The organism is Vreelandella profundi, from assembly GCF_019722725.1.
In the GTDB taxonomy this organism is placed as follows: Bacteria; Pseudomonadota; Gammaproteobacteria; order Pseudomonadales; family Halomonadaceae; genus Vreelandella; species Vreelandella profundi.
Map to the genome: position 1 here is coordinate 2,118,011 of NZ_CP077941.1, position 11,192 is coordinate 2,129,202.

General features: G+C 54.1%; 10 protein-coding genes. 6 read left to right on the forward strand and 4 right to left on the reverse strand.

The annotated features are described in order from the left end of the window. Nucleotides 1-77: 77 nt before the first annotated feature. On the forward strand, nt 78-3,269 hold the full coding sequence (gene putA, locus KUO20_RS09755; protein ID WP_235039690.1) for a bifunctional proline dehydrogenase/L-glutamate gamma-semialdehyde dehydrogenase PutA: 3,192 nt from the start codon (nt 78-80) through the stop codon (nt 3,267-3,269). A gap of 71 nt (nt 3,270-3,340) precedes the next feature. Further along, nucleotides 3,341-4,831, forward strand: coding sequence for a sodium/proline symporter PutP (gene putP, locus KUO20_RS09760; protein ID WP_235039691.1), 1,491 nt, complete (start codon nt 3,341-3,343; stop codon nt 4,829-4,831). Nucleotides 4,832-4,927: 96 nt separating this feature from the next. On the opposite strand, the gene KUO20_RS09765 is transcribed toward putP, so the two are convergent. Beyond that, nucleotides 4,928-5,260, reverse strand: a complete 333-nt coding sequence (locus KUO20_RS09765) for a YqcC family protein (protein ID WP_235039692.1) — start codon at nt 5,258-5,260, stop codon at nt 4,928-4,930. Between the two features lie 289 nt (nt 5,261-5,549). On the opposite strand from KUO20_RS09765, the gene KUO20_RS09770 reads away from it, so the two are divergent. The 4 genes from KUO20_RS09770 to KUO20_RS09785 all read left to right on the forward strand — a co-directional run bounded on the left by KUO20_RS09770 (nt 5,550) and on the right by KUO20_RS09785 (nt 8,544). Then, on the forward strand, nt 5,550-6,587 hold the full coding sequence (locus KUO20_RS09770; protein ID WP_235039693.1) for a DUF3549 family protein: 1,038 nt from the start codon (nt 5,550-5,552) through the stop codon (nt 6,585-6,587). A 36-nt stretch (nt 6,588-6,623) separates the two neighbouring features. After that, nucleotides 6,624-7,064, forward strand: coding sequence for an ATP-dependent zinc protease family protein (locus KUO20_RS09775; protein ID WP_235039694.1), 441 nt, complete (start codon nt 6,624-6,626; stop codon nt 7,062-7,064). 37 nt (nt 7,065-7,101) lie between these two features. Further along, complete coding sequence (gene rimK / locus KUO20_RS09780) at nt 7,102-8,010, forward strand: 30S ribosomal protein S6--L-glutamate ligase (protein ID WP_235039695.1); 909 nt, start codon at nt 7,102-7,104, stop codon at nt 8,008-8,010. An 87-nt stretch (nt 8,011-8,097) separates the two neighbouring features. After that, entirely contained in the window at nt 8,098-8,544 is a 447-nt protein-coding gene (locus KUO20_RS09785; protein WP_235039696.1) for a hypothetical protein, read from the forward strand. Here KUO20_RS09785 and KUO20_RS09790 read toward each other — a convergent pair. From KUO20_RS09790 to KUO20_RS09800, 3 genes are read right to left on the reverse strand one after another with little or no spacing between them, the layout of a single operon-like run. After that, nucleotides 8,541-9,275, reverse strand: coding sequence for a SanA/YdcF family protein (locus tag KUO20_RS09790; RefSeq protein ID WP_235039697.1), 735 nt, complete (start codon nt 9,273-9,275; stop codon nt 8,541-8,543). The two genes, KUO20_RS09785 and KUO20_RS09790, sit on opposite strands and share 4 nt — an antisense overlap. Nucleotides 9,276-9,293: 18 nt before the next feature. Next, nucleotides 9,294-9,863, reverse strand: coding sequence for a putative Fe-S cluster assembly protein SufT (gene sufT / locus KUO20_RS09795; protein ID WP_235039698.1), 570 nt, complete (start codon nt 9,861-9,863; stop codon nt 9,294-9,296). Between the two features lie 22 nt (nt 9,864-9,885). After that, the gene (locus KUO20_RS09800; protein ID WP_235039699.1) at nt 9,886-11,145 is read right to left on the reverse strand and encodes a cysteine desulfurase; all 1,260 of its coding nucleotides are present in this window, start codon (nt 11,143-11,145) and stop codon (nt 9,886-9,888) included. Nucleotides 11,146-11,192: the final 47 nt, after the last annotated feature.

The following is an 11,192-nucleotide window of genomic DNA, read 5'->3' on the forward strand; positions in this document are numbered from 1 at the left end:
GCGCTCTACATTCGCTTATTAGCTTGGGCCTGATGCCCTGTTACCCATTCGTTCCGTTCAGACTTCCGGAGGCTTCAATGCTCAATGCCAAGAAAATGCGTGACCCAGCCATCTGGCAAACTGATCTCGACACACTCATGGCTCGCGTTAGCGATCACTACTTAGTCGATGAAAGTGCTTACGTCAGCGAATTGATCAAAGTGCTTGATACAGGCCGCGATGACTTTGCCCGCATTGAAGCCAACACAGCGGCGCTGGTTCAAGATGTCCGTAAAATGGATACAGCCGTCGACACCATTGATGAACTACTTCAGCAATACAGCCTGGACACTCACGAAGGGCTGATGCTGATGTGTCTAGCGGAAGCCATGCTACGGATTCCCGACAAGGCGACCGCAGATGCACTGATTGAGGACAAGCTGGGCCCTGCCGATTGGCAAGCCCACGTCGGCAAAAGCGACTCATGGATGGTTAATGCCTCTACCTGGGGCCTATTGATGACCGGTCGCGTGCTTAAAATGGATCATCCTAAAGAGGGGCAGCCTGCTAACTTCATCCATCGCATGGTTAATCGCATGGGCGAGCCGGTTATTCGCCGCGCCATGTACGAAGCAATGAAAATCATGGGCAAACAGTTCGTGCTGGGCCGCGATATCAATGAAGCCCTTAAGCGCTCAAAGCCACTGTTCAATAAAGGCTACACCTACTCTTACGATATGCTGGGCGAAGCGGCGCGCACCCGCGATGATGCCAAGCGCTATTTTGATGATTACGCTCGCGCTATCGAACAAGTCGGCAAAACCTGTAAAACCTTAGGCGATAAGACGCCTGCACCATCGGTGTCTATCAAGCTTTCGGCGCTACATCCGCGCTATGAGTTTGGCCGCCGTGAGCAGGTGCTTGTCGAGCTGGTCAACACCGTCATCCAACTGGTTAGCAGAGCCCGCGAGCTAGAGGTGGCAGTCACTATCGATGCCGAAGAAGTGGATCGCCTAGAGCTTTCAATGGAAGTATTCCGCGCGGTTTATGAAAGTGAAGCGGTCAAAGGCTGGGGCCACTTCGGGCTGGTGGTTCAGGCTTATTCCAAACGCGCGCTGCCGGTATTGCACTACATCAACCGGCTAGCCGAGCAACAAGGTGATGAAATTCCGCTGCGCCTCGTCAAAGGCGCCTACTGGGATACCGAAATTAAAGAGTCCCAGCAGCTGGGGGTTGACGGTTACCCGGTCTTCACCCGCAAAGCGGGCACCGATGTGGCGTACCTCGCCTGCGCTCAGTTCCTGCTTTCTAACGACACCCGTGGGCGTATTTTCCCGCAGTTTGCGACTCACAATGCGCACACTGTGACGACTATTTTAGAGTTCGCCAACAACGACAGCCGCCCGTTTGAGTTTCAACGCCTGCACGGAATGGGCGAAGCCCTTTACGAAGCCGCCCTGGAGCGAGCGCCTGAAGGCACCTACTGCCGTATTTACGCCCCGGTAGGCGCACATAAAGATCTGCTGCCTTACTTGGTACGCCGCCTACTTGAGAACGGCGCAAACTCGTCGTTTGTTCACCAGCTAGTAGATCCAGACGTTCCGGTTGAATGGCTATGCCAGCATCCTATTGAAACGCTGCGTCAGCAAAAAAGTTTAACCAACATGAATATTCCGCTACCTAAGGATATTTACGGCCCCAAACGACTCAACTCTCGCGGCGTGAATCTCAACATCCGCAGCCAGTACTATCCGCTGATGGAAAATATGGCCGCGTTTATGGACAAGCAGTATCCGGCTAAGCCGCTGCTAGCCTTTGATGTTGCCGATGATGCAGCCCTTACCCATAGCGTTACCAGCCCCTTTGATCGCCGCCAAACGGTGGGCAGCGTGCAGTGGACTAGCAAAGAACAGGCCACTCAAGCACTTGACGCTGCCTGGGCGGCATTCCCCCGCTGGGATGCAACGCCCGTGGTTGAGCGTGCAGCCATTGTGCGTCGGCTAGGAGATTTGATGGAAACGCACATGCCGGAGTTAATGGCACTGTGCTCGCGTGAAGGCGGCAAGCTACTTACCGATGGCGTCGATGAGATCAAAGAAGCCGTCGATTTCTGTCGCTTTTATGCCATGCGCGCTGAGGAAGATTTCGGCGAAGCGATCGTACTGCCTGGCCCCACCGGTGAATCTAACCGTCTCATGATGGGCGGTAAAGGTGTGTTCGCCGCCATCAGCCCCTGGAACTTCCCCGTCGCCATCTTCTGCGGTCAGGTAGTGGCGGCCGCTGTAGCAGGTAATACCGTGCTGGCCAAACCGGCGGAGCAAACCTCAATTGTGGCGCACCGTGTCATTGAACTGCTTTACGAAGCCGGTATGCCACGTGACGTTGTGCAGCTGTTACCCGGCGATGGCCCTACCGTAGGCAGCGTTTTGACCTCCGACCCGCGGATTACCGGCGTGGTATTTACCGGTGGCACCGACACCGCTCACATTATCAACCGCGCACTTGCGGCACGCGAAAACGCACCTTTGGCCACGCTAATCGCTGAAACTGGCGGTATGAACGCGATGATTGTCGACTCCACCGCCCTGCCTGAGCAGGTTGTGGTTGATGTTGTGCAATCCGCGTTTCAAAGTGCCGGGCAGCGCTGCTCCGCGTTGCGCGTGCTTTATCTTCAGGATGACGTGGCTGACCGGGTGATTGAAATCCTGAAAGGCGCGATGAACGAGCTGCGCATTGGCGATCCTCGCGACTTGGGTACCGATGTTGGCCCCGTTATCGATGAAGACGCCCGTAAAGGCTTGCTTGAACATATCGAAAAGCTTAAGGCTGAAAATCGCTTGGTGGCGGAAACGCCGATGGATGCCGAACATACTCAAGAAGGTACTTTCATTGCGCCGGTAGCGTTCACTATCGATAACATTGATGCGCTTACTCGCGAGCAGTTCGGCCCGGTGCTACATATTGTGCGTTACAAGGCCAGCGAGATTGATAAAGTCATTAACGATATCAATGGCCGAAACTACGGCTTAACGTTTGGTGTGCATAGCCGAAACGAGTCTTTTGCCGCTGAAATAGCGCAGAAAATTCGAGTCGGCAATGTGTATATTAATCGTAATATCATTGGTGCTGTCGTGGGTGTGCAGCCCTTTGGTGGCCAAGGGCTATCGGGAACAGGCCCGAAAGCCGGTGGGCCACACTACCTACAGCGCTTTGTGACTGAGAAAACGATTACCAATAACACCGCTGCTTTAGGAGGGAACGCGTCGCTGTTGGCGCTTGGTGATGAGTAAATAACTCATACAATACTAATAACCTGTCGGAGCCGCATCCGACCTCATAACTAAGAATAGGGAGACGTTTTATGGCTATTGGCGTTTGGATCAGCCTTTCTGCTTACTTTGCGCTTATGATCGGCATTGGGCTTTATGCTATGCGCACATCCACGTCCACGTCTGAAGATTATATTCTGGGCGGCCGAACACTTAGCCCTCAGGTAGCGGCTTTGTCGGCCGGTGCTTCAGATATGAGCGGCTGGCTGCTGCTGGGCTTGCCCGGCGCGATGTTTGTGTCCGGTCTAGGCTCAGCTTGGATCGGCATCGGCCTGTTCGTGGGTGCCTTCTTCAACTGGGTTTTGGTCGCACCGCGCCTGCGTGAACAGACGGTTCACTACGGTAATGCGATCACCATTCCCGCCTTCCTGGCAAATCGATTCCCGACACGGGCGCTGTCGTTAAGAACGGTTTCCGCTATCGTCATCGTCGTTTTCTTCGCGGTTTACACCGCATCAGGCCTAGTCGCCGGCGGCAAATTGTTCGAAAGCGCGTTTTCCGGCGTTATCAGCATTGGCAGCCTGAGCGATTACACGGTTGGCATCATTATCACGCTGGGCGTGGTATTGGCTTATACCGTAATCGGAGGCTTCTTGGCCGTGAGCCTGACAGACTTCGTGCAAGGCTGCATCATGATGTTCGCGCTGATCATCATGCCAGCCGTTGTGCTCTTTGGTGAAGGCGGTGGCGGCTTCAGCCAGGCGTCACAGACGCTGAATGAGGTCGATCCCGCGCTGCTGTCTTGGACCGACGGGCTAACCTTCATCGGCTGGCTATCGGCGGTAACATGGGGCCTGGGATATTTCGGGCAGCCGCATATTATTGTGCGCTTCATGGCGATTCGAACGCTGAAAGATGTGCCGATTGCTCGAAACATTGGCATGAGCTGGATGGCCATCTCGCTGATCGGCGCCGTGTCTCTAGGTATTTTCGGCCGCGCCTATGCCGTTCGCAACGGCATGGACGTCCAGGATCCGGAGACGATCTTTATCATTCTGGCAGACCTGCTGTTCCATCCATTGGTAACCGGCTTCCTGTATGCGGCGCTACTTGCCGCTATCATGAGCACCATTTCTAGCCAGCTTCTAGTGGCGTCTTCATCACTAACCGAAGACTTCTACCGCCTGTTCCTGAACAAGCAGGCGTCAGAGAAACAAACGGTTGGCGTAGGCCGGATCAGTGTTGTGCTAGTAGGTTTGGTGGCGGCCGTTATTGCGTCTGACCCGAATTCACAAGTACTAGGATTAGTGAGCAACGCCTGGGCAGGCTTTGGCGCGGCATTTGGCCCGCTGATTATCCTCTCGCTGATGTGGTCACGCACCAATGGCGCCGGCGCTATTGCGGGGATGATCGTCGGTGCTCTTACCGTGATGATCTGGATCTCGCTAGGCTGGAGTGGCGAGTTCATGGGTGGTCCCGGCGTTTACGAGATCATTCCTGGCTTCATCGCTTCCTTTATTGCCATTCTGGTCGTCAGCAGCGCGACTGCCGATGCCGGTGAATACCAGCACATTGATCGTTAGATCAGCATGAATGCAGTGACTTGATGCTGCACGTGTCATCCATAAAGCCTGCCTTGCGGCAGGCTTTATGCGTTTAAAGGCGTCGCCAGCAAACCATTAGCTTTCAGTCACTATCTGATCAACCTTTTCTACCGCCCGAACAACCAGCACTAAATGATGGGCAGGAACTTTCTCTTGCAGCAAATAGGCCGCCACGGCTGGGGCCACTTCACATTTAGACGGCATAGCGGCACCTGCTTCAATTAACGCGTTCAAACGCGCAACAAACACAAACCGTATCCACTGCGGAAGCGACATCGTATCGATGCAAAAAGGCTGCTGACTGGCCAGCGCGTCGGCATCCGGTGTTGGCATACGCCATAAATCGGCGGCTTTCATCGATGCTTCAAGTTCAAGAAGCGCAGTTTGCAGCGTCTGGTAAGTGCTCATAAATACCTTGGTAAAATTAAAAAAAGTGTTTATCCAGCGATTATCCCAACTCAAACGCTTGCTTACTACAGGTCATCGCTTTTGGGCATGGCTCATAGACCCACAGAAAACGTGCACGAGCCTGTGGATAAACTATGGAAAGGTGTCGCATCCTCAACTCTCATGCACCTTTCACCCAGTTGTTTAATTTTTAACCGCTCTGTCATGAACACTATGCTTTATTACCCGCTACGGCTGACAGCGTCATATCAGCAAGGTAGAGTGCGGGCTTGCAACGCGGAAGGATGTCATGCAATCAATTAAAACACTTGATGAGTTTTTTACCCGTAGCGGTGCCGAGGTCTCCCTCTATCATATGGGGCGACGCGTTATTCCCTGCCCACGGGAGTCACTCGCTGTCTTTGAGCGAGGCGAAATAGCGTGGGCGGAGCCCTGGCAAGGGCAGGCGCGAATGGCCATTATATTTCGCTTGGGCGATATGCCTGAGCCCGCAATCTGGTTTTTAGCGCTACCGCTGGATGAGCAAGGCCTGTTAGCGCCAGCCCAGCGCGATGCGTTTTTAAATCGACTGCTGGAGACACTAGGTCGCAATGTATCGCAAGTGGGCCGTGAAGAAACTGCAGACGTGGATCATTTAATGAAGGATAATCCTCTTGCCTTCACGCCTAACATCACCTTTCAAGCCATGCTTAATGCACGCGCCACAAGCGATATGGGGCTGCCTGCAAGCCAACATCTCGAACCCGTTGAGGCTTATGTTAGCGGTCAGCAAACGATTGACTGGCAGGCGTTGGGGCTGCAGGGAATCGCTGATTACATTGTTCGTATGCAAGCGCATGAAAGCGAATCGCTAGCGCGACTATTTGAGTCACTGCCTACCTCCGTTATCCAAACCTTGTGCTACTGTTTAGAGCATCGGGCATTTCCAGACACGTTAGTTTCTGCGATACACCAGCGCGGTGAGAAAGCCGCTCAAACGGGTGATATGGAAACACTGTGCGCCTGCTTGCGCGCCGTGGGTACCACTAGCGCCTCAGAAGCTGGCGATTGGTACACGAGCATATTGAGTGATACTGCCGCCTGTGGGCCTGATGTGCTGGCCGCAATCGCAGGCCGTGGCTGGCAGCACCTTGAAGACGCTCAGCGCCTGCCGCTTTTTCTACAGCGCCTAGCGGAAGATGAACGTACTGACTTTGCGGCGGCTGTACGCGATATTGCACTGATACCGCGGCTGCGTTTGCCCGTCATGATGGCACTGCGAGATGCTCCACAGGGTTCTGCTATTCAACGTCGCTTAGCCATAATGACGTCACATAGGAACGCTTGATTTAATGCAGTCCGTTATATTTTCAAGGAGTGAGCCGTGAAGGAATTACCCTATCAGGCTAAAGCGGTCATTGGTCGCCGTGAGATGGTCACACTACCCGAACTAGGCCTTCATCTATGCTGCAAAGCGGATACGGGGGCACGCACGTCCGCCCTGCACGCAGAAGAAATTGAGACCCTTGAAGATGAGCATGGCCAGCTGTGGGTCAGTTTCATAACCCATAGCGGCGGGCCAACAACGCCTGCCCACCGCTATCAGCTGCATCTGCATGATAGACGCCGGATCACCAGTTCCAACGGTCATAGCGAATGGCGCTATGTTATTCGTACTCCTATGCAAATGGGCGATTTGAATTTCCCTGTTGAACTAACCCTGACTGACCGCAGCAATATGCGCCATCCCATGCTGCTAGGACGCCGCGCTATGCGCCGCCTACTGGTTGCACCCGGCGCCGCGTTTTTGCACGGTGAGCCTTAAATTCCTTTTTAGTCGCCTTTAGCCCGGAGTTTTTTACATGCATATCGCCCTGCTTTCGCGCAACCGCAATCTGTACTCGACCCGCCGCCTCATTGAAGCCGCAGAGCAGCGTGGGCATACCGCACGCGTAGTGGACACGCTACGCTGCTATATGAGCATTACCTCGCACCACCCATCCATTCACTATAAAGGCGAAGAGATCGAGCCGTTTGATGCGGTGATTCCTCGCATCGGTTCATCGGTGACCTTTTACGGCTGCGCGGTGCTACGCCAGTTTGAAATGATGGGCACCTACGTTATCAACGATAACGTCTCGATTACCCGCTCACGCGATAAGCTACGCTCACTGCAGCTGCTGTCGCGCAAAGGGCTGGGCCTGCCGATTACTGGCTTTGCGCACTCACCTGATGACATTCCTGACTTAATCACCATGGTGAAAGGCGCGCCGCTGGTGATTAAATTACTCGAAGGCACCCAGGGCATAGGCGTGGTACTCGCCGAAACCAATCAGGCCGCTGAATCGGTCATTCAGGCTTTCATGGGTATGAAAGCCAATATCATGGTGCAGGAGTACATTAAGGAAGCACGCGGCGCCGATATTCGCTGCTTTGTGATCGGCGATAAGGTCGTAGCGACTATGAAACGCCAAGCGGCTGACGGGGAGTTTCGATCCAACTTACACCGCGGCGGCACCGCCAGCGTGATTCGGATTACTCCGGAAGAGCGCTCGACAGCTATCCGTGCGGCGAAAGCCATGGGACTGCGGGTGGCGGGCGTTGACTTACTGCGCTCAAACCATGGGCCCGTGATTATGGAAGTTAACTCTTCGCCCGGATTACAGGGTATTGAGAACGCTACCGGTAAAGATATTGCGGGAATGATCATTGAGCATATTGAAAAAAATGCGGTTCCAGTACGTAAAGCCCCACCCAAGCCTAAAGGCTAAGGTGGAAATACAAAAATAATCCGTTTTGGGGTGGCAAATCATCGCTGCCACCCCCACAATCGGCGTCACCGAAGGAGGTAGACGCTCATGTTTCTCGATAATCGCCAAGTGGCGATGGACAGCGTATTGGAAGCGCTGGCCGATAGCATTGATTATTTCCAAGATAATATCGAACGCCTGCGCCCATCACTACGCGACGCTTTAAAGCCGCACTATACTGCGCGGCTCAAGCAAATGCGTACACTGCAGGATCTTGCCCGTGCGCATCTAAAAATGCTGCCGCGTGATGCGGACGTTGAACGCGATGATTTTCTGTGGCTATGGAGTCGCCTGAAAAGCTTTGTTGGCAACGACAGCCAGGTATTGATCAATGAGCTATTAGAGCAAGAGCGGGTATTGATGCAGGCTCTCTCATCACTCTTTACCCATCCGCTACCCGACCCAATCGAACCCGTGATTGATGAGGCCATGCAAGGCTGCCGTAAACTGATTCGCGAGCTGTATGCGCTGCAAAAGCGAAAAACGCACCGCTAAGGTTTGAGGCTAGGGCTTATCAAGCGCTCGTCTAACGACGGTAGGATAAGGTCTATTAACGTCCTTTTTGGCAACCTAATGGGCTCCGGCGATCCCAGAAAATAAGGCTGCCTGTTCCAGATATAAAGATCCCCTAGGGTGGCCACGCGCGCCGCCCACTCTCGCACCTTCAAACCCCACTCAACCCCTGCCGTTGGATCATCGGCCACACACCCAGTCACGTCCATCCCGAGTGCACGGCCAATAAACACCGCACGCGGTAGATGCCAGCTTTGGGTAATCAGCAGCGCTTTATCTAACTGAAACACATCGCGTGCGCGCGCCAGCGTGTCATAGGTGCTAAAGCCTGCAAAATCCATGGTAAGCCGTTCCGCCGCGACGCCGCGCCGATGAAGATCGCGCCACATTGCCCGCGGCTCATTATAGGCCTTGGTGCGATTATCACCTGACAGCAGCAAATGCTCGACCTGAGACTGTTCAATTAAGGCAGCAGCGGTGCGCATACGCGCGTGAAAGTGAGGATTGCGAACGCCACTGCGCGTCCAGTGAGACGTGCCAAACACAATGCCCACTTTGTCAGGTCGGCACTGCAGAGGCTGCTGCTCAATATAAGCGGCGGTGGTGGTGACCACCCATAAATTACCGGCTATAAACAGCAATGCCGCCAGCAGCAAAAGCGCTCCTAGCGACATTAATAAGCGCTTAATTGCTTTCAACAACGCGTTATACATCCAGCGCCCCAGCCGAAATTAAAACATGCCGAGTTCAAGCTTGGCCTCGTCACTCATCATGTCACGGCTCCAAGGAGGGCTGAAGACAATCTCAGTGTGCACTTTGCTAATCTGCGGTGCGCCAAGAATTTTATTTCTCGCGTCGGCAGCAATCACATCACCCATACCACAGCCGGGAGCGGTCAGCGTCATGCGAATAGTGGCAATGCGCTCGCCGCTGATTAGCCGATCAATACGGCACCCGTAAACCAGCCCTAAATCAACGATATTCACGGGGATTTCAGGATCGAAACAGGTCCGCAGCTGATCCCACACAAATTGCTCGATCTCTTCCTCAGACGCTGTGTCTGGCAGCGACGGGCGCGGCAACGCCTCAAGTCCTAAAGCGTCTAAATTGCTTCCTTCGACCAGATAGAGTCGCCCCTCAAAACCGACGCTCACCGAGCTGCCTTTCGCTTGCATTACGCTCACGATGCTATCTTCGGCCAGCGTTTCCGTTTTACCAAACGGTATGGCAATGGCATCCACATCACGCTGTAGTGGCAACTGTTGGCCTCGTTCGAGGCTCGCGACTTGCTCAAGATCCATAACTATCCTTAAAGAACTGGCCTTAACGCACCATACCAATGACACGGTTGAGTGCTTCAATAAAGCGATCCACTTCTTCCAGCGTATTATACGCAGCAAAGGAAGCACGGCAGGTAGCATCAACGCCAAAATGGGCGAGTAGCGGCTGCGCGCAGTGGTGGCCCGTACGAATAGCGACGCCCAGCTGGTCAATCAGCAGGCCAATATCTTGGGAGTGTGCGCCGTCGACAACAAACGAAAGTACGCCGGCTTTTTGAGGCGCAGTGCCTAAAATACGTAGCCCATCAATACAGCCAACGGCTTGCGTAGCGTGATCGAGAAGCTGCCCTTCCCACGCGCCAATGGCCGTGATGCCAACGCTCTCAATCCACTCCAGCGCTTTGCCAAGAGCGATGACTTCGGCAATAGCCGGCGTACCCGCTTCAAATTTATGCGGAATAGCAGCAAAGGTTGTACCCGCATCAAACGAGACGGACTGAATCATCTCACCGCCGCCCTGCCAAGGGGGCATGGCCTCCAGCAGCGCCTGCTTACCGTACAGCACGCCTACGCCGGTTGGCCCATAAACTTTGTGGCCCGAAAAGGCATAGAAGTCGGCATCGATCGCCTGCACATCGACCAATTGGTGAGGCGTAGCCTGGGCGCCGTCAATTAAAATGAGCGCGCCATGCTGATGGGCTAACGCGGCCATTTCCTGCACGGGATTAATAGTTCCAAACGCATTGGACACGTGATTAACAGCAACAAGCTGGGTGCGCTCACTGAGCAGTGCGCGGTAGGCTGCCATATCCAGCGCGCCATTGGCTTCAACGGGAATGACCTTAATGGTAAAGCCAATCTCAGCGGCCAGCAGTTGCCAGGGCACAATATTAGAATGATGCTCCAACATGGAAATCAGCACTTCATCGCCAGGGGCAAGATGCTTACGCCCCCAGCTCTGAACGACTAAATTGATCGCCTCGGTCGTGCCGCGAGTAAAGATAATCTGACGCGCATCTTCCGCGTTAAGAAATCCCTTCACCCGGTGACGAGTGCCTTCAAACGCCGCCGTCGCCTCATCAGCTAGCGTGTGCAACCCGCGGTGAATATTGGCGTTATAGCGTGAGTAGTAATCGCTAAACACGTCAATCACCGACTGAGGCGTCTGACTCGTCGCCGCGTTATCTAGATAGATCAGCGGCTTGCCATGCACCTGACGCGTCAGGATTGGAAAATCTTGACGCAGTCGCATGACATCAAACGGCGCTTTCACACGCGTAGACTCAGTAACGGTATGTGGCATCAATCACTCCTGGTATAGCCCTTGAGAGCGGGTGGTTAAGCGAGTGG